Consider the following 19,819-nt stretch of genomic DNA (forward strand, 5'->3'; position numbering starts at 1 on the left):
CACCTCCAGTGTAAAAGAAAAACACATCAGTTTTGATGTGTTTAATCTAGTTTTGTTATCAAGTATCCAATATAGACATTTAATTCATTAGATTTATATTTTATTTTGGCTTTATTGGTTTCTTTAAATTTCAAAGGAAATTCAATAATATCACCTGAACTTAACTCTTTATTTACACCAATAAATTTTAAATATTTTTTCAGGTCTCTTTTATTTGTTTCTAAAGAACTGGTTATAGTTTTATGAGTAACGAATTGATGAATGATAAATAGTGCAACATCTGACTTATTTAAATTTGCCTCAGTAATTGTTCCAATCAAACCTGAAAATAACTGATATCTTAATCCGCTAAACTCATCGTATGATAAATCATTATTATTACGATTCAGCGAATCAAAAATTGCATCAAGTCTTAAATCTAAATTTGATTTTTTTCCTTTAGCTCTTGTATTAATAACATATTGATATTTATCTTTAATCAACTCAGCGTATTCTTCATTACCTTTCGCTTCAATTCCAATTGTCATTTGCCCTTTGTTATATATTACTTTCTTAAAAAGAAGATCATGGTTTCTTGGTCCGCCTTTATAATTATCAAAATATGTTGTTGCCTCAAAATAGCCATCATTCAATTTAAATCCACTAAACTTTTCACTAATCATTTTATCAAATTCATTGTTATCTTCATTAAACCAATATCTACAAAGTGACTCAGCACTTTTTCCTTCGCACCAATCTTTTTTCTTAGTTTTATTTTTTAAGAAGGCCTCTTTAATATCACCATAACTATCTACTTTAGAATCTTTTTTCATAAAATACAAATTCATAAAACTTCACCATCCTCATCTAGAGCAATTATACCATACAAATATCATAGAAACACCTTAAACTAAAAAGGCATCAATATCACTTTGCGTTGCTTTTTTTGATGATTGATTACCATTAATCACATTCATTTCCAGTTCAACAATCTCAAAATATGTGTCTAGATCAAAGCTCTTGGTATCTTCAATTGATAAACCTAAGTGAGCCAGATTAAAGATGATGTTTGCAGTTATATTTGATTCATCATTTACTTTTTGAGGGGTGCTTGGGAGAGTCTCCTTTTTGAAAGGTACCTAGCATTTCACCTATTGTGTTGGTTAGATTCTCTAATTCACTATGATTACTTAAAATAGAAAAATCTAATGACATTAAAAAGTCATTGTAGGATTGTTTATTAAAAGGTCTTTGCAAGATATAGATGATACGAAATATCGTATCAATAGCCGTTGATAGGTCTGATTCTTTCTTTATTTTAGTTTTCTCTAATTTTTTAATATCACTAAATAGCTCAGTAGAGAAGACATTACGATAATCAATAATTGTAAATAGTGATGAATGAAGACGATATTCTTTATCGCCTAGTTTAAGTGTCTTTTCCATTTCTTCTTATCTCCTTAAATAAATGTAGGTAAAGCTGGTGTTTGTGTTAGGAAACCTGCATAGTTTGTATCTCCTACACCTGCAATCACTCTTAAGATTTGATTGTCACCAGACTCAATCGGTCTAGCTGTAATATTTAATGTAATCGAATTTGCTTCTATTGAGTCTGCTTTAGATTTACTAGCATCACCTGAAGGAGTCGCTGTACATAAAAAATACCAAATGCGTCTTGCTTTAATATCACCTTGTATTTCATAACCTAGAGCAAATGTTTTTGTTTCATTATTTACAACTTCTACAAGGTTACCATTTGTATCTTCTAAAACTCCAAATATATCCTTTTTAAATATATCATCTATTTCTGTAAACTTAAGTGTTACAGTTGTTCCTGAGTTTGATACTAAGGTTGCAATTACTTTATCATCTGCATAAACTTGTGTGCTACCACCGATTGCCTCAGTTGTAATTTCTTGTGCACCAACTAATCGCTTAGGCGCGGCAAAGGTCCAAGACCCATCTTCAGCTTGAGTGGCTAATGCATAGTGCACATTGGTTAAACCAAATGTTACTTTATTACTCATTTAAAATACCTCCTGTTTGATTTCATATACCCTGTTAACTGAACCATCTTCATTGATGAATTCAGATAATAATTCATATTCATATCCCATAAAATATAGGGATGCTTCTAATCTTTCTTCAATAAATAGATCTTTTTTCTTAGTGATTAAATTAACTTGAAAGGTCGCAATTTTAATCAGTGATTTATCATCTGCATAAACAAGATTTCTATTGCTTAAGACTTGATAAATAATATAGTTAGGATCATCAACTAAACTCTCTCTTCTTCCATATGATACCTTACCTGGTAATACAGAGTCTAGGGTATTAAACAAGGCCTCTAGTTTCTCTTGCATTAGCTATCACCTTTTTCAATAATCGATTTAATATCTTCTATCATCTTAGGTGTTAAGATGTCATATGCTGGGCGCATAAAAGGACGTGGTCCTACATATTTACCACTCCTATGTGTAAAACCAAATTCTAATAGGTGGGTTAAGCCGCCTTTTTCATTTGAAAATATGGATATTGTTTTATTAACACCTGTGCCTTGAGGTTCAGCAATAAAAGAATCAGCGAAGGGCTTTGAACCACCACTTCTTGGTGCATGCATACTAATATATTTAACAATATCATTAGCAGTCTCATCTAAGCGTTTTTCAAGTTTTTTAATGATGTCTTCTGCATAGTCTTCAACCATGTCTGCTATTTTTTCTCCTAAGTTATCAAATGTAGTCAATGATATCACGCTTTCTTATGTTAGATCGATTTAAGTATAGTTCAATAAATTGTCCTATTTGATAAGTTCTCTCTATCTTATAAATGACACCTGCAATATCAGCGTACTTGCTATTGTCATAAAGAAAGCCCTGTATCTTTAAAGCAATATCAATTTTAATGTCTGATCGTTTACTTTCATAATATTCACTTGATCTGATAGAAAAATTAATGCCTAGGACTTCTTTAGCATTTTGTAATTGATAGATCGCAGATCCAATAGAGTTTTGAATGAGTTCCATTCTTAATAACTTTAATCTTACATTAGGGGAATTAGGATACATTCAGTTTGCTCCTTTTGTAAGTGCAACTTGGCCGACTAGCATATCAAATGTTTTTGGTAGTTCTTTTGCACTTCCATCATTTTTAAAACCAAAAAATGTTTTTACATAAATGATGATAATGGTTGATATCATTGGATTTGATTCATCACTTATAAAGGCAGGATCAATCCCACAGCTTGCAAGGTACGCTTTACATGAGTTGATATGTGTATTTAACTCTTCATCAGCAAATGATTCTGATAAAGGAATAAGTAATGCTTTTTTTACAATATCTAATATGGCCATGAAATCAATCCTTTCTTAATTTAGTCTATACTACCTTTAAGCAGCAGCTTTCTTTTTAATACGCAAGAAGCCGTTATAGCCGACAACATTCCCACCTGTGAATACTGATGCTTTATAGCTAATGATGCCATCTTTAAATTTGTAATCTGTAGACTTACCGATTTCTACAGGTGAGAAGACTGGAACTTCATAGTTCTTAAGCGCTCCATAGGCAATACCATATTCTCCAGCTACAGTATTCTTATCAGAGATTGCCTTACAGTTTGAGTTGATGATATATGGAATGCCATCAATTGTTTTATTGACATAATCAATTGTATGAACCTTACGACCTTCTTGTGTTTTAAGTCCCGCAAATGCACGCAAGTCATTCTTATTTAAAATAAGGACTGCCCCGCCTTCGACTTCTTCATCTCCACCATAGGCAAAGACAATATCATCTAAGGTTGAATCTGTGATTGCTTCAATTTCAAGTGGTGTAGTATCAGCAAGTGCAACTGCAGCATCACTGAAGATACCAGTGAAGGTATTGGTTGTTCCTGCACCTCTTAAGATTTGTTCACTAATTTTTTTCTTAAGTGAAATGTTAATGTTTCTAAGAACTTCTGCTTGATAAGGAATAGCAGGTAGTTTTTCTAACTCTTCAGTAATTTCTGTATAAGCCGTAATCTTTACTTTAGAGATAGTTAAATAACCAAAGCTTGGTTCAGTAGTTGCATAAGCCCCGCCTTCAGTAGTCGTTCCAGCAACGCCATTACTCTTAACAAAAGACTTCTTATAAGTTTCTCCACCATTTAAGTTAATGACATTCACCCTATCAACAAGCGTTGATACTTGTTTAAATGGTAATGGATCTAATCCTGAAGCTGTGTGTTCAGGTAGTAAGATTTCTTCACTTGATACTTGGATGACTCTGCTTTCTCTTAAGCTAGTTGCTCTAAGTTCTAACTTTTCTTTATCAACCTTGCTTTTCTTCTCAATGACAATTGGTTTAATTTCCGCTTTACTGGCAATTGCCATTTTCTTATCAATGACACTACGTTCTTCTTGAAGATTAGTTGTTTCACTTTCTAATGCTTCAAGTGCTTTAATATCTTTTTCATTATCAACAAGACCTCTGATTTCAGTCAGTCTTGATTCAATTTCTTTTCGTCTTAATTCTAGGTTCATCATTTTCTCCTTTAGATTTGTGATTTGATTTTGATCCGTTTTTTTATTAGTTTCGATTGTTCTTCTTGCTCTACCATATCCATAGCCTTTAGTTCCAACTCCATGGACTCTAAAGAACGAGCATATATACTCGTTGAATCATATGCCGGTGTATCCACAACCGACACATCATACAACCTTTCTATCTTTGTAATTGTTCTCTTAGGAATGCTACCTTCTCTATTCCATACTTGTTCATCAACTGTAAAAGCAAAACTCATTTTATCTAATAAGCCACTTCTTACCATTTTATAAATATCTTGGTTAGTATGGGTATCTAATAACTCCGCTCTAACTTTTAAACCGATACTATCCACTGTTAAAGTGAGTGATTTATTTCTTGTTCTTGCTAAAATCAAAAATGAGTCCATATGATTATATTTCATGGGAACATCTTTCATTTTTGTTTCACTTAAAGCTCTAGCATCGATTTCTTCAATAAAACCATAGGCTTCATCACCAATTAAGGTTTCATTATTAAAGACTAAAGCATAGCCTTCTAATATCATCTTGTCATCTTCTTCATGAAGAGTAACATTAGCAAGTCTAGTTTCCTTTATCATTTTTTCTGGTCTCAACTTTCTTTTGTTTTGGTCTTACTTGTTTTTGATACTCATATTCAAGTTCTGAGTCTTTATAACTAAGCTCACTTAGTTTTTCTTTTTTACAATACTCATCAATAATGATTGTTTTTTTCTTCTGTGTTTCTAAGATTGATTTAAGTGCATCTTCTGATATCTTTCCATTAATTGTTATCTTCATTTGTTTCTTCCTCCTTAGTACCGACTTGATATTGGTTTGCTTTATCTGCATCCACAAAGTTTAATGATTGAAGACGTTTATGGCCACCTTCTATTGGTTCTAGTCCTAATAAGGCTCTTGATTCATTAAGCGACATAATCCCTAGACTCATGAGTTTTTCTATGGCATTGACTTTTGTGTTCCACGAAGCATATTGTAATCTTTCACTATAAAAAACTATTTGTTCTCCTCGTTCAAGTTGATTATCAGTTAATAAACCTAAAGAAAAAGCCTCGCTTAATTGAATAGCAAGAGGCTCTATGGTTGACTCATAAAATGAGTTATATTCATCTTCTGTATATTGACTTGTAAAGATTGGAACTGATACACCAAAGTAATCGGTTATTTTACTTTGTAAGAATTCTAAGGTATCTTTATCAATCATCTTTGGATCAACATCTAAAGGGATATATTCTGATTTCAAATCAATTGGAATAATTGAACTACCCTTTACATGTGTTGACTCTGATAATGCAGCATCAAATAGATCGCGTTGCTTTTTCTTGTCTGCTTCTGATAGCATGCCATTCATCTTTACAATACCCTTTATCTGCATGGATGATTTTACAGCATTATCAATGCCTTGTAGCAAACTATCATTGATTGATATGGTTTTAAGAATAGCTTCATGATCACCAGATGATCCAGTCCCACCAAAGATATCATTTTGTGCAAAGTGTCTTCTTAGATGAATGATGTTATCATATGGCAAGGTATAGGGTTTTCCATCTTCAAATATGAATTTAATGAAGTATGTATCCACATCATCAACAATCATCTCTACTGTTACAGGTCTTAATGGATAAATCCCTTTAAGCTTACCAGTTTGTCTATCAAACTTTGGATAGATAAATGCATTATCGTTTAACAAAAGTAAGGTTGTTGTTTTATAGATAAAATCATAAGGTGTCATTATTTCATTTGGTTTATATTTCAAAAGAAAAGACAGCCTACCTTTCTTCTCGGTTACTGTCTTATCGTTTTCTGTTTTTATATATCTTGGTTTGAGTTTCGCACATTGACTAGCGACTCTATCTATACAAATCTTTACCACATCACTTTTAGAAATATTCGTTCCAAAGGGTGTGTAAAATTTATTAAGATTACTTGTTAACTGGATTGTATCAAATGATCCAGTTTTTTTCTTTCGTTTGAATATTAACATAATTACCTCTTATATTTATTGTTTCTTTAGAATTTTATCAACAATGTAATCTATTTCAAATTCAAGTTCTTCTGCTAAAAAATAACCGTTGCGATAGTAAGCAACTTGCAAGTCTTTCACATGAGTGCAGTATCGTTCAAAAATACTATTTTCGCATAATTTTTTCAATACTATGAGAGACATAGCGGTACATAATTTTTCTTCTTCCTCGCCTGCCATGGTTTTTGTAATGCCTTCAATTGAATAAAAAACATAATGACAAAGTTCATGCGCTAATTGAAAAATAATTTTTGCTTCATTTCCAAAATCATCAATACCTAGCTTAATGATTAATATCTGTTTTAATACAGGAGTAATTATTGGAGTATGTCCACAGTTTGCTTTTTCAACATTATTACAGTTATCAATGAGTAGTGGATATTTATTCATGATCTTAGACCCAAATATTTGATTGAATTCTTTCATAACAATAGCGATTGTGTTGCTAAAAACATTATACTTTCCAATGTTTGATAAGTTTCCATTTACTTCGTAATTAACATCATTTCTTTCATTGTTGATTTGATTCAAATTTTCTAATCCACCATAATATTTATTTATTGTATCTAAATGCTGTATATTAAATTGCTCATACTCTTTGATGTCATCCCTATTTGCTAACCTTAATTTATCCGAGAATGAAACTTCGTATTTTTCATTAATGTATACAATAGCTTTATATACATTTTTACCAAGTGATATATAAGCATTAATTGTTTTGCCTATTATGATTTCTTCTTTAAGCATTAGAGAGATACTTTCTGATACAACTAAGCTTAAGAAACCACTCATATTATCAAGTTCACTTTTATTTAGATTAAAACCGCTAGTTTTTAAAATATTTTCTACGACGAATCTTGAAGTCTTAATAATTATTTCTTTATTTCTTTCAGAATTTATTTTATCAAATATGGAATCGTGTTTAGGTTTCCATGTTACAGTATTTCTAACGCTTTGAGGTCGATGAGCAGTTTGGTTTTTATGATTGTATTTTTTTTTAATTATTGGATCGTTTTTTTTAAGAGTAATTCCTTCATGTTTTCTGTTTTTAAGTATTTTCTTTTTTTCATCTTCATACCTTTGCTTTATAGGTTTCCCAGATGAACTGAATCTAGCTTCCATAATAGCTTTACTATTTTCGTCCTTTGTTAATTTTTGATTTTTAGATAATGAGTTTTTCACGAGTGATAGTATTGATGATTTCTTAGCCATATAAATACCCTCCACAATAGTTAATTAACTATAATTATACCATTGATTAAGTAAAAAAAATCATGATAACATATTTTCGTAGTCAGTTTTATACCTGTTTAATACTACATAGGCAATTATCATTGCAACCGTTCCATCGATACGCTTGTACTTCGAGTTCAGTTTCGATGGTTGGATGTTTCCATTCAAATCCACCTTAGCTTGTGTATTAGCAATGCACCATTTCATAATTGGATTATTATTATAGTTTACTAAGTTATTTTTTAAATCAGCTTCTAATATCTTCATAGGTTCAGATAGAGAATATATACCTTGTCTGACCTTTTCCATATTGAACCCTAAGTCTTCCATCTCTTTTATCCAGTACTGAGAGTTCCATGGATCGTACCCAACCCATAAAGGTCTAATACCATAGGTTTGAATTATCTTCATAAACCATTGTGTGACTAAACTAAAGTCATTTTGATTGCCTTCAGTTAGAGTAATGAATCCTTTTTTAATCCAAATGTCATATGGAACATTATCTTCTTTGATTCTTTTTCCCACAACTTCACTTGGCATGAAGAAATGTGAGATAACATATTTTTGATTGCTGTCACGTTTTTGAATGATTAAAACTGCAGCTGTAAGGTCTGTTGTTGATGACAAATCAACACCACCTACAGCATAAGAGTCTCTTAAATCATCGATTGAGTATTTAGCTTCATTGTTTAAATCCTCAAATGATAGCCATGAGCCAGAGTCAGATTGTTTTATATTAAAGTCTTTACATAGCATGGTGACTCTAGTAGACAAGTCATGTTTTGATTTATTCATAACATCTTCTAAGTAATTAGTTAGCTTTACCAATCCAAGGCTCGGGTTTGATTTTTGCCAAGTCTTTTGATCATCATATATTTCTTTTGTTGAGTCTTGTGTATATAGCCAAGGTAGAACACGTTCATCTTCTATTTCACCTTTTAACATCTTTCTAACATAAGATAGTTTATTATCTAAAAAACCACCAACGGTAGTCCCTTCGGTGGTTATGACAAATATGAGTGGTTCTTTTTTAGTTGATTGAGATTGCTTGATTGCATCATACACTTTAGAATCAGTCATTTCATGCACTTCATCAATACAGCCAACTTCGATATTGTATCCATCCTTATTTCTTGATTGAGCTGATAGTTTCTTTATCTTATTCTTTGTCTTTGGAGAATAGATGTGATAGATATTCTTCTTACTTCTTGTGTCTTTTGATAAGGCAGGCGATTGTTCTCTCATATTGTTTATCTCTTCAAAGAGTATATTCGCTTGTTCAGTTGTGTTAGAAGCACAAACAATATCAACACCGCCTCTTGATAAAAAGAACTCAGCTAAATCTATCCCAGCAACAAAGGTTGTCTTACCATTCTTTCTAGCAATGAGTAATATAACTTCATTAAATCTTCTAAGTTTTGAATCAGATATTTTAAAGCCATATGCAGTTTGGATAAGTGCTTTTTCCCAAAGTTCTAATATAAAAGGCTTACCATTAAATGGTGACTTTGTGTGCTTACAGAATGTTTCAATAAAGTCTATTCTTAGATTGCCTGGTTTTTCATCAAAATAATATCTAGGATTATCAAGATCCTTTATCAGTTGATCTAGTTCTTTTCTTAACTCTTCTCCAGCGACAATGTTGCCATCAATGATTTCCTTATAGTATTCAATTAAATAGTTCATTCACTTGCCTTTTTAAGAAATTCATCAAACGCATCATCTCCGTCATCAACTTGTGTTCCTAGTATTGTATTTAGAGTTTTAATCACCGTACCATAAGAGTTGACCATCTTTGTGTAGTATTTTGCTGCTTCAGTTTGACGTTGTGCACCTTTGTTTGATATTTGAATGGCACCATATTTCCGTATTTGGTCTTGTAGTTTATCAAGTTCTACTTTCATAAAAGCTGCTTGATATATTAAATTGTCTACTAATTCTTTCTTTGATTCATCAACCAAAGAAAAAAGCGACTTTAGCCGCTTATATTCTATATTAATCATATTTTTAAGTCATTCATAGATTTTTTGTTTAGCATCTCCTGTATTATTAGATATAAAATTGCAGTTAGGATAATTGGAACATCCTATGAAAATATGTCCATCACTTTTTGCGAATCTGACCTTCAAGGGAGAATCACACCTTGGACAAACCCAATTAACAGTACTAGATTCTACAAGTTCATAATCTTCTTTATAGAATGTTTTCCCAAATACCACTGCAGAAATAGATTTTGGTTTAGCTATTTTAAGAGTATCAATCACTTCAAATAAAGTTGTACCAGTAGTAACTATATCATCAATAAGAAGAAGATGTTTGTTCTCTAACAATTGTGCATTTTGATTTAGTTGGAACTTCCCTTTTACTAATTCTTGTCTTTCTTGTAATGAACTAGATGCTTTTAATGAACCATAAGTTTCTTTCAGATCTACAGCATCAATAGTTCTAACAAGTTCCAAAACATCCTTATCCCGTTTAGCAGGAACAGTAATTATATAATCATATTTAATGTTATTTCTTTCAAGAAATAATTCTATCAAATCTTTATAGAAATGCTTAGAATTATCATTCCCCCACTTATTGTAAAGTAGCCTATTAGAATAGTAGTCAAGATTAGAATGATGATGCTTAGAACTAAAATATCTACCTAAAATAAAAACCTTATAATTGCCTTTATCATCTAAATACTCTTCAATTGATACATTAGGATTAGTCATTTCATGTAACATAAGTGATGTGTTTTCTACATTACTAGTTGAGCTAAAATTATATTTTTCACCTATCAAAGTAAAAATATTACCATTGATAAAATCCTCAACATTCCGTACTTTTGCATCAATGTAGGAATCCTTTTCAAACCAAAATAAATTATCAGTAACTTGAATAATAGTTGGATGATAATACTTATCATTATACACTAACCTAAATTTTGGAGCGTCGCTCGAACTGATATAAATTGAATTTAGTTCAGTTTGCAATTTTTCAACACATACACTATCTCCTGAAACTTCTAAAACTTTATTCCCAAACCTATTATATTTTTCTTTAATCAATGACACACCCTTATTTGAAATTGTATCTAAGTCAACATAAATAATCATAACTGTATCTCACTCATCAATCCTTTTAACTCTTCAAAACTATTGAACGAATATATCTTGTTATACTCCGTTCTAAATTTTGAAGGCCACGAGTTGTTTGGGTTTGAAAACACATTATAAGGAACAAGCAAGTATCTATCATTTCTCAATGTATGTCTGGCTTGAGAAATTGTACCGGATGTATCAGATGCTTCCATAACGATTGATGCTTTTGAAAATAATGACATTACAAAATTTCTCCTAGTAAAACTCCATCTTTTAGTAGATTCAAAATATGGCATCTCAGAAATTAAACAACCAGTATCAGATACATATTTTTGTAATTCTCTATTTTCTTTTGGGTAAGACTTATTTAATGGTGTTCCAATAACACCGATCAATTTATTATATTCATATTCTTTACAAACTTTATGAGCTATGCCATCAATCCCTTTTGCAAGACCTGACACTATAGTAACATCACGATTTATAAGAAACCTAACTATTCTATTTGTGTTATTTATAGCATTATCACTAGGATTTCTTGTGCCAACAATACTAATAGCTCTTGAATGGTTATTTAATAATCCAACATTTCCTTTAGCAAAAAAACACAATGGATATTTATCAACATCAAACATGTATTTTGGATAATTCTCATTTTTATAAAAAATAACAGTCTCATCGCTACTCATTTCATCCAGAAAATGATTTACATTATCTAGCAATTTTCGGTCATACTTATCATACAATTTCATTGAATCTGAATCAAAATCAAATATACATTCTTCAAATGGCTTTAATAGTAAAAAGGACTCATTTTTAATATATTCAATATGAGCTTTATTTCTATTAAAATTACAAATTTGTAAAACTATCAAATAATTCACAATACCTATTCTATTTTCCATATAAATCACCATAATAGATTATATCATTATATTTGCACTTTATAAAGTGTTCAAGAAACCTCGATTTTCAAAATTTTCGCCTCGTGTATTTTAAGCGTCACCCTACGCGGTACCCTTAAATCTAACATCATTCTGTAGCCGGGGGACGTATTATTCAATAAATATTATCATTATAACCCCATCTTTGAGGATGTTTTGGATAACAAATTTTGCCACTAGATATTCCTTTACACTTTGATTTATACCTTGCTACTTCCTTAAGGACTATAGAATTCTTACAAGCAAAATTTAATATCTCTTTAATTCGAGCATCATAATATCCCCTAAAAATACCATTGGCATTACCACAAGCCAAAATGACATCAGGCTTTAATTCTTTATATTTATTATAGAGTTTTTCAATAACTTCAATATTTTTTAAATATCTGACAGCATCATTTGCTACTGGATTAGATTTTGGGTTTGACCTTTTCACAAATCCATAGTGCGAATTAATATTTCTTGCCACCGAATCATAATAAGGATACAAGTTCAACAAAAATATATCTGTATACCCTTTTTTCTTAGCTAGAGTTATGGCTTTCGTGGTAGTTATATCTAAGAACTTATCAGTGTAATTTTTTGTTTTTTTCAAATGATACCCTTTAAAGGATTCACTAGGGTTTTTCATAATAATAAAGACAATTTTTTTTCTCTTTTTTCTCTTTATTTTAAAGTACAAATAATACCTATTCGCAAAAATTTTCCTTGGCCGATAATCAATATGTTTTAAATTGATAAAATTCGGAATTGTACAAGCCATATCAATCATTGACTTTCTTGATTAGATTTTTAAAAAAATCTTCAATAACATTATCAATATCACTATCAATAAACTCGTGTCCGCCAAATCTATAAATTTCATATCCATGAAGTTTCATTTTTCTATCATAACCGACCATTTCTGCGTATTTTTTTGGTGAAGGTTTCCCACCTTCTGAATAATGCTGAACCCCATCAATCTCTATAATTATTCTTCTACCAGCATATAACATTAGAAAATCCATTCTCTGATGAATTAGCCTTTTTTCACCAAATAACTCTTTTATTGTCTTGGGATCGTAATGTAAATATACTTGCGGAAGCAAAGCAGGCAAATCAAAATCATTTTTTACAATTTGTTTATAATAAATATCAAAGAGTTTAATTTCGACTTCATTTCCTTTAATTGATTCTATAAGTCTAGGAAATAACTTTTCTTCACTCTTATCTTTCCACCAATTTATTAAATCATTAATACTCAAACTCGAGTTATCAATATGTCTATCATAAATCAAAGAATATTTTTCATTCTTAACTATTTGTATGTTGTTCTCTAAAGCATCTTCTAGAACTATCTCAGGTTTCAATGTTGAAGCAAATATAATATTTTTAATATTACCATGTTTAAAACTCTTGTCTAACTTAAAAATTGGCTCGTAATCTACTGTTTTAAATGGTTTTTGATAACCAGTAATTTTACTGCCTCCACTTTCACATAACTGTGGATCCATAAACTCAATAAAATCTATATACGTTTGATTTATAACGAATGTTTGATTGACATTTGAAATTTGTTTTAGCTTATGAATAATACTGATAATAAAAATAAGTTCTCTGCTCTCATGAGCATTATAATGGATTGATTCCGTATCGGGATTATACATGTTGTGTGTTCTACCTTTATAAGATAAAAAAGATATTAAACTATCTAATTTCGAGTGTAGAATAGCAAGTATATCCCTAATTTCATTAGGGAAACTATCATAGATTTGATTATATTTTTCGTCAATCAAATTACCACTGTTACTTAGTTGCTTACGAATATCTTGTAAAGCAATCGAATAAGTTTTTTTATCAATCATTCTAATACCTCTTTTTTATAATTATACCAAAAACAAATTATAAAAACGAGGCTATCTAGAAATTAAGTTCCCCTCTTTATCAAATTGCTGTTGATTAGAGAAACGCTTGTGTTCTTTATTATGACATTTCTTACATAAGAGTTCTAAGTTATTTTGTTTCAAACTAATATTTGTATCACCAATATTATTTAATGTGAGACTTTTCTTATGATGAACTTCTTCACCTAATGCACCACATCTCTCGCATCTTCCATTCGCATCAAATATCTTAATCTCTCTGGCCAACTTCCAGTCCTTAGATTTATAAAATCGATGTAGTTCTTTAGGCTTTTTCATATAACTGTCTCAATTCAGTAATCTTATCATCCACATGCTCCCAACGAACATCTAAATCTTCTCTACCGAAGTGCCCATAAGCAGCTAAGTCTTGAAACTTAACACTATCAAGTTTAAGCTCCTTTCTTATGTTCTCTGGTTTGAAATCAAATACATAATTCACAAGCGCTTGTATCTCTTCATCACAAGTCACTCCTGTATCAAATGTATAAACTAAAACACTAACCGGCTTCGCTACTCCAATAGCGTAGCTTAAGTGAATCTCGCAATGTGTGGCCAAACCTGCGCCAACAACGGCCTTTGCTACGTATCTAGCATAATAAGCCGCACTGCGATCAACCTTGCTTACGTCCTTTCCTGAGAAAGCTCCACCGCCATGTCTAGCATATCCACCATATGTATCTACAATTATCTTTCTACCCGTTAAACCTGAATCTGCATAAGGTCCACCAATGACAAACTCACCAGTCGGATTAATTAATACCTCAGCCTTCATTATCGTATCATAATCAAAGGCCTTGGTTAGAACTTCATTGATGATTATATCTTCATAGAGTTCTTTTCTTATATGAGGTTTGGTTTGCGCTGATATAACAATAGTCTTTACTTTCTTTGGTCTACCGTTTTTATATGCTACTGATACTTGACACTTACCATCTGGACCAAAGATATGCGAATACTTCTCTTTACGAATCTTATCCATTTCTTTGGAGATTTGATTCGCAAGCATAATCGGCAAAGGCATGAATTCCTGTGTTTCATTACAAGCATAACCAAACATAATCCCTTGATCCCCTGCACCTTGTTCATGTGAGTCTGTTGAGTTTACACCAAGAGCGATATCAGGTGATTGTTTGCTTATCTTTTCCATGACCAAAAACTCATCATCATAACCTATCTCTTTAAGTTTTCGTTTTGCTATATCTTTATAGTTTACTTTAGCTCTTGTTGTAACTTCTCCAAAGACAATAACTAAATCATCCTTAATGGCTGTCTCAACAGCTACTCTTGAGTTTTTATCTTGTTCTAATAAAGCATCTAATATGGCATCACTGATTTGGTCACAGACTTTATCCGGATGACCAGAGAATACTGACTCACTTGTTATTACTTGCATTTTATCCATCTCCTTATTAACGACTAAAAAAGGAGCTATTCGCTCCTTAGTACTGATTTATTTATATAAGCTGTATATCTTGCGTAATGATAACCTTCGCTTTCAACCAAGATACCAAATTCATGTGCCTTACTTGTTATGAAAATACAATGGAACACATCTTCTTTATCACAATACATTATATCTATGTTTTCTTTTATAAAATCATAATCATCAAGTGGATCGTGTATGAACCTTTCAAACAAATCTTCTGCTATGATGATTTCTTTTTCTATGATAAATTCATCTTGTGGCAACAATTCTTCAGGTGTTGCTTTTCTTATAAGGTTAACTTTCATTTTGTAATCTCCCATGCTGTGTATACTGAACGGTATGTCGAGTCCCAAGTATCAAGTATCACTCCATCTACACAAACTGTAACATGACCTGCCATTTTTAAGATGTAAGTTCCCTTTGGATGAAGTCTAGTAAAATCTCTACCTTTAATCCTTGGTTCTCCTTTAACCGCTTTAAATATTAATCTTGGATATTCTTTTAAATACTCATATAAGAACTTGGTGTCCTTATAACTTGTATACCCTAGTTCTCTTTTCTTTCTGTTTAATTCTCTTCTACATTCTAAGTAATCCGTGTTAGTGGCTGTTGAGATTGCTCTTACAACACAATCACCTGTTTTTAATCCTTTAGGATGTGCATTATATTCTTTATACATTATAACTGCCACCCTTCATTTAACCATTTCACAAGTTCTCTTGATGAGTCTGATTCAAAAAGTGGTTTATCAAAATGATTCTTTCTGCCATAAACAGTGTAACGTTTATCATTGTGGATGCTTGCTATTTGTATGGTTAATAATGTGTCACCTATTTCTATACTTGCGAATCTGAAATCATCATATAAGGGTCCTTGAAGTGGACAATTATTTTTAAACCAAACATACATGGTATCAAGATTAACTTTTCCACCATCTTTAACTTGTTTAATAATATTACCCATTCTTTTTGTTTTCCCGGCAAGACTTGTTTCTCTACAAAACCAATCATACCATCCTGCTTCACATTGAACTTGATAATCCCTTGATTCAAAATCACCTTGTTTAAACCTTTTAATCCATGTTCTTACGGTCATTTCTTTTTTCATTAACTTAGCCTCCTTTGTTTTGCTTACTCTATATATCACTCAAAAGGGACTAAATAGCAAGTCAATTTTTCACTATAGTGACTTATTTTTAAAAGTTATCAAAATGGCTAATCGGAGATGTTTTCCCATCTCTGATTAAATAACAATTTTCTTTACTTTCAGTATGTCTGATATATCTTTTAACAATCACATCAACAAACTTCTCATCTAACTCCATTAAGTATGAATGTCTGTCTAATTGCTCAGATGCTATCATCGTCGAACCAGAACCACCAAATAGATCAAGAATTGATTCATATCTTCTTGATGAATTACTAATGGCCCTACCAACTAACTCTAAAGGCTTCATTGTTGGATGTTCATCATTTCTTTTAGGTTTGTTATATTCCCAGATGGTATCTTGAGTTCTATCATCCACAAAGAAATGAGCTGCACCCTCTTTCCATCCATAAAGAATAGGCTCATGACGCCAGTGATAATCTTGTCTACCAAGAACAAGTGCATTCTTAACCCAGATTAAACACTCAGCTAATTTGTAACCAGCATTCTTAAATGCATTTCTAAAGTTTAAACCTTCTGTGTCCGCATGGCATACATAAATTGCGCCACCAAGTTTTGTATGTTCAAACATATTATTAAAAGCAGCCGACAAAAAAAGATAGAAGCTATCATCTTCCATCTTATCGTTCTTAATTTTACCTGCAGTTCCTTCATAATCAACATTATATGGTGGATCTGTAAATACCATATCAACTAATTGGCCATCCAATAACTTAGCCACATCATCCCCGTTAGTTGAATCACCACACATAATTCTATGATTACCTAATTGATAAATATCTCCTGGTTTAGAAAAAGGCTCTTCTGGTATTTCACCTTCAATATCAAAGTCATCATCAGATGCATTGTCAGGTAGAAGGCTTTCTAGTTCTTCAAAACCAAACTGTAACATGTCCATATCAATGTTTGCTAATTCATCTTCCAATTTAGATAAGTCCCAAGTGGCAAACTCTGCTGTCTTATTATCCGCTAAGCGAAAGGCTTTGATTTGTGCCTCATTTAAATCATCTGCGATAATACAGGGCACCTCTTCTAAGCCAAGCGACACAGAGGCTTTTAGACGCGTGTGACCGGCTATAATGACATCGTCACTTGTAATCACAATCGGCACTTTAAACCCAAACTCTCTTATAGAATTAGCAACCGCTTCTATAGCTTCTTCATTATTTCTAGGATTATTATCATATTCAATTAGACTCTTTATCTTTTTCATGATGACTTGCATTTGACCACTTTTCCTCTTCTCGATTTCTTAAACGCTCATACATAGCATCTATTTCTTCCTTTTTATCATTAAAGACTCTACCAAACTTAATGATCAACAAATACCTAATGGCATTCATATCTGGTTGAGCTTTCTTTTTATACTTCACAATCTTTTTCTTTGTTCCTGCTTTAGTTTCTTCAATGGTTGTTTGAGACTCTTCATATTCATAACCGGTTGCTTTTTTAAGCATTGAATCAATTAATGTATATTTGAGTTCATCGTTACCAAAAACAAAGGCTTGATTTAACTTAGGATACTTCTTCTTAAGTTTAATCAAAGTTTTTTCTGAAACACCTAATACTTTAGATATTTCTTTTTGTGTAATGTTTTTAGAAACTAAATCTTTTATATCGGTTAACTTTCTATTTAATACCCCATCACGTTTCCATCTCTCGTAGTAATCGAGCACTTTTCCTTTCACTTAAATCACTCCAACTGTACAGTAAAAATGTTCAAAACTGTAATCATTTACCAGTTAAATACTACAAATCTTTCTGCAAAAGAAAAAGGAACTCATATGACTGAATTCCATTTCTTCTAGGCCACTTAGCCAGTACTCCACGATATCTATACTCTATCAAATAAGTCAAATTTTGTCCATACGCTAAAAGCGCTTGTTAGTAATTTACCTGCTTAAAACTGTATAGCCATTTATTAGTCTTTATCTATTCTAAGTGTTTATTCATTGTTCTTGGTAGCATTCACATGTATTATTCCTATTTAGATTAATATATTATAACGGTTTAGATTCATATTGTTCTACTAAAGTACTCAATCTTTGCATGTCAAAACTAGAAATTATTTTTTTATCTTTCAAAATACGAACATGTTTTTTAGTAAGGCAATGATATGTTGTAATCATATTTTCAAACAATGCAACACTTAGACTGCCATTAGAAATAAGGTGTCTATACAAATCTTCTTTTTCCTCGTTACATGCATTATGTAATAGTCTATGTTTTTCTGGACCCAAAATAAGTAAATTATCGGTAATATCAGGTCCATCCTCACCATTAAACTCTATTATGTGATGTGCTTCAACATAATTTAACCCCTCGGGAGTTTGGAAGGTTGGTAGGCCAGTAGCCTCACATGTATAGTTCTTTTGTATTTTCGCAATTTCTTTAATTAACCTACTTCGCACTCTTTTGTTTTTCTTAACTATCGGATATTTAATCGACCTAATATTTAGTTTTACTACTAACTCAGAATCAGATTCAAGTGCGTGTTTTAGCAAAATATTTCGATTTTTCAATACAACAGATAATAATTGATTGTGTGTTTTATGTCCCTCATCAATCTTCACTAGTAACTCATCTAGAACTGTAAGTTCAATTGGAACATTATTACTGATTAAGTTTCTAGAATACTCTGTTAAAGATATAGTATTATAGATTTCATTAATAGTAATCAAACCGAAGGTTTCCATTAATAGTAAAAAAGAGTTGAACTTAAAATAAGGTTGTTGTGAGGAAACATAAGTAAACCTTCCAGATTCATCAAACCATCCAAGTTCTTCAAAAAAGTATTTAATCTGATCACTCTGGTTAGACGGAAGCATACTACCGATTTCAAAGGCGTGTTGTAATACAACTTGTTGCTTTTGAACAGAATCTACCCTTCCAAGCAATACGGACAGTTCAAATTTCGTAACATCTCTACCAATTTTACTCATATATTGTAATATAGATATTGTGGGTTTATAATCTGCATCATCATCTATTTCAAGTCTTTGTTCAGCATTAATAAACTCATTTTCCTTAATAGACATTTCAATAAGGTTACTTCTATAAATATCAAATAAAACTGTTTCATCCGAATATAAAAACTCATTACACTTATCAAAATCCAGTACTTTTTTTTGTCTAGAAATACTTTTTATGATATTAAAGAAAAGCAACCAACCCATCCAATGTCTAAACATCCGACCTTGGGTTCTATAAAGATTATCAATATCTATATCAGTTCTAAAGTAACGTTTTTCAAAATCTGTAGAACGTTCGTTAGGATAGTTTCCTAGTTTAATTTCCTCAATTATCTCTGCTAATAACTTTTTATAATTAAACTCATGTAGTTTTTCTTTATCAACTAAACTAATATATGATATTAGTGTTTTAATAGATGTTAGCAGATCGGGGATGTTTGAAAAATCTGGCCTTGGCATATTGATAACGTCATTGTGGAACCTATTAAATCCATCAACAGAATCAATATAATTCCTATATCTTTCTCTTAAACCGCCCATA

26 protein-coding genes are annotated in these 19,819 nt (G+C 31.4%); all 26 read right to left on the reverse strand.

Going from position 1 to position 19,819, the window contains the following annotated elements; translation table 11 throughout:
* Positions 1-41: 41 nt before the first annotated feature.
* Positions 42-827: a DUF6946 family protein gene (locus tag HF295_RS04535; RefSeq protein ID WP_312030997.1), complete on the reverse strand. Its 786-nt coding sequence runs from the start codon at positions 825-827 to the stop codon at positions 42-44.
* Between the two features lie 241 nt (positions 828-1,068).
* Positions 1,069-1,425: a hypothetical protein gene (locus HF295_RS04540; RefSeq protein WP_312030998.1), complete on the reverse strand. Its 357-nt coding sequence runs from the start codon at positions 1,423-1,425 to the stop codon at positions 1,069-1,071.
* 14 nt (positions 1,426-1,439) lie between these two features.
* On the reverse strand, positions 1,440-2,006 hold the full coding sequence (locus HF295_RS04545) for a major tail protein (protein WP_312030999.1): 567 nt from the start codon (positions 2,004-2,006) through the stop codon (positions 1,440-1,442).
* Complete coding sequence (locus tag HF295_RS04550; RefSeq protein WP_312031000.1) at positions 2,007-2,342, reverse strand: hypothetical protein; 336 nt, start codon at positions 2,340-2,342, stop codon at positions 2,007-2,009.
* Positions 2,342-2,725: an HK97 gp10 family phage protein gene (locus tag HF295_RS04555; RefSeq protein ID WP_312031001.1), complete on the reverse strand. Its 384-nt coding sequence runs from the start codon at positions 2,723-2,725 to the stop codon at positions 2,342-2,344. Before HF295_RS04555 ends, HF295_RS04550 begins: the two co-directional genes overlap by 1 nt.
* Positions 2,712-3,047 (reverse strand): hypothetical protein, encoded by a 336-nt coding sequence (locus HF295_RS04560; RefSeq protein WP_312031002.1) that lies wholly within the window; start codon positions 3,045-3,047, stop codon positions 2,712-2,714. The genes HF295_RS04555 and HF295_RS04560 overlap by 14 nt, the downstream gene beginning before the upstream one ends.
* Complete coding sequence (locus HF295_RS04565; RefSeq protein WP_312031003.1) at positions 3,048-3,332, reverse strand: phage head-tail connector protein; 285 nt, start codon at positions 3,330-3,332, stop codon at positions 3,048-3,050.
* Positions 3,333-3,368: 36 nt separating this feature from the next.
* Positions 3,369-4,502 carry a phage major capsid protein gene (locus HF295_RS04570; protein WP_312031004.1) on the reverse strand — a complete coding sequence of 378 codons (1,134 nt, stop codon included), beginning with the start codon at positions 4,500-4,502 and terminating at the stop codon, positions 3,369-3,371.
* 11 nt (positions 4,503-4,513) lie between these two features.
* Entirely contained in the window at positions 4,514-5,104 is a 591-nt protein-coding gene (locus tag HF295_RS04575) for an HK97 family phage prohead protease (protein WP_312031005.1), read from the reverse strand.
* Positions 5,088-5,303, reverse strand: a complete 216-nt coding sequence (locus HF295_RS04580) for a hypothetical protein (RefSeq protein ID WP_312031006.1) — start codon at positions 5,301-5,303, stop codon at positions 5,088-5,090. The genes HF295_RS04575 and HF295_RS04580 overlap by 17 nt, the downstream gene beginning before the upstream one ends.
* Positions 5,287-6,507 carry a phage portal protein gene (locus HF295_RS04585; protein WP_312031007.1) on the reverse strand — a complete coding sequence of 407 codons (1,221 nt, stop codon included), beginning with the start codon at positions 6,505-6,507 and terminating at the stop codon, positions 5,287-5,289. Before HF295_RS04585 ends, HF295_RS04580 begins: the two co-directional genes overlap by 17 nt.
* A gap of 15 nt (positions 6,508-6,522) precedes the next feature.
* Positions 6,523-7,758 (reverse strand): hypothetical protein, encoded by a 1,236-nt coding sequence (locus HF295_RS04590; RefSeq protein WP_312031008.1) that lies wholly within the window; start codon positions 7,756-7,758, stop codon positions 6,523-6,525.
* A 60-nt stretch (positions 7,759-7,818) separates the two neighbouring features.
* Positions 7,819-9,465: a terminase large subunit gene (locus HF295_RS04595; protein ID WP_312031009.1), complete on the reverse strand. Its 1,647-nt coding sequence runs from the start codon at positions 9,463-9,465 to the stop codon at positions 7,819-7,821.
* Positions 9,462-9,782, reverse strand: a complete 321-nt coding sequence (locus HF295_RS04600) for a hypothetical protein (protein ID WP_312031010.1) — start codon at positions 9,780-9,782, stop codon at positions 9,462-9,464. Before HF295_RS04600 ends, HF295_RS04595 begins: the two co-directional genes overlap by 4 nt.
* Positions 9,783-9,791: 9 nt before the next feature.
* Complete coding sequence (locus HF295_RS04605) at positions 9,792-10,880, reverse strand: ComF family protein (RefSeq protein WP_312031011.1); 1,089 nt, start codon at positions 10,878-10,880, stop codon at positions 9,792-9,794.
* On the reverse strand, positions 10,877-11,770 hold the full coding sequence (locus HF295_RS04610) for a DNA-processing protein DprA (protein ID WP_312031012.1): 894 nt from the start codon (positions 11,768-11,770) through the stop codon (positions 10,877-10,879). Before HF295_RS04610 ends, HF295_RS04605 begins: the two co-directional genes overlap by 4 nt.
* A gap of 154 nt (positions 11,771-11,924) precedes the next feature.
* Positions 11,925-12,581, reverse strand: coding sequence for a DUF1643 domain-containing protein (locus HF295_RS04615; protein ID WP_312031013.1), 657 nt, complete (start codon positions 12,579-12,581; stop codon positions 11,925-11,927).
* Positions 12,574-13,653 carry a putative endonuclease domain-containing protein gene (locus tag HF295_RS04620; RefSeq protein ID WP_312031014.1) on the reverse strand — a complete coding sequence of 360 codons (1,080 nt, stop codon included), beginning with the start codon at positions 13,651-13,653 and terminating at the stop codon, positions 12,574-12,576. Before HF295_RS04620 ends, HF295_RS04615 begins: the two co-directional genes overlap by 8 nt.
* A gap of 51 nt (positions 13,654-13,704) precedes the next feature.
* Positions 13,705-13,989, reverse strand: coding sequence for an HNH endonuclease (locus HF295_RS04625; protein WP_312031015.1), 285 nt, complete (start codon positions 13,987-13,989; stop codon positions 13,705-13,707).
* Positions 13,976-15,115 (reverse strand): methionine adenosyltransferase, encoded by a 1,140-nt coding sequence (gene metK, locus HF295_RS04630; protein WP_376739663.1) that lies wholly within the window; start codon positions 15,113-15,115, stop codon positions 13,976-13,978. Before metK ends, HF295_RS04625 begins: the two co-directional genes overlap by 14 nt.
* Positions 15,116-15,141: 26 nt before the next feature.
* Positions 15,142-15,444: a DUF6329 domain-containing protein gene (locus tag HF295_RS04635; RefSeq protein WP_312031017.1), complete on the reverse strand. Its 303-nt coding sequence runs from the start codon at positions 15,442-15,444 to the stop codon at positions 15,142-15,144.
* On the reverse strand, positions 15,441-15,818 hold the full coding sequence (locus HF295_RS04640; RefSeq protein ID WP_312031018.1) for a hypothetical protein: 378 nt from the start codon (positions 15,816-15,818) through the stop codon (positions 15,441-15,443). Before HF295_RS04640 ends, HF295_RS04635 begins: the two co-directional genes overlap by 4 nt.
* On the reverse strand, positions 15,818-16,246 hold the full coding sequence (locus HF295_RS04645) for a hypothetical protein (RefSeq protein ID WP_312031019.1): 429 nt from the start codon (positions 16,244-16,246) through the stop codon (positions 15,818-15,820). Before HF295_RS04645 ends, HF295_RS04640 begins: the two co-directional genes overlap by 1 nt.
* 88 nt (positions 16,247-16,334) lie before the next feature.
* Positions 16,335-17,519: a DNA modification methylase gene (locus HF295_RS04650; protein WP_312031020.1), complete on the reverse strand. Its 1,185-nt coding sequence runs from the start codon at positions 17,517-17,519 to the stop codon at positions 16,335-16,337.
* Positions 17,494-17,994: a hypothetical protein gene (locus HF295_RS04655; protein ID WP_312031021.1), complete on the reverse strand. Its 501-nt coding sequence runs from the start codon at positions 17,992-17,994 to the stop codon at positions 17,494-17,496. Before HF295_RS04655 ends, HF295_RS04650 begins: the two co-directional genes overlap by 26 nt.
* A gap of 312 nt (positions 17,995-18,306) precedes the next feature.
* The gene (locus tag HF295_RS04660) at positions 18,307-19,818 is read right to left on the reverse strand and encodes a hypothetical protein (protein ID WP_312031023.1); all 1,512 of its coding nucleotides are present in this window, start codon (positions 19,816-19,818) and stop codon (positions 18,307-18,309) included.
* Position 19,819 lies beyond the last annotated feature (1 nt).

Origin of the sequence: Hujiaoplasma nucleasis (genome assembly GCF_013745115.1) — a bacterium.
Lineage (GTDB): Bacteria > Bacillota_I > Bacilli_A > Izemoplasmatales > Hujiaoplasmataceae > Hujiaoplasma > Hujiaoplasma nucleasis.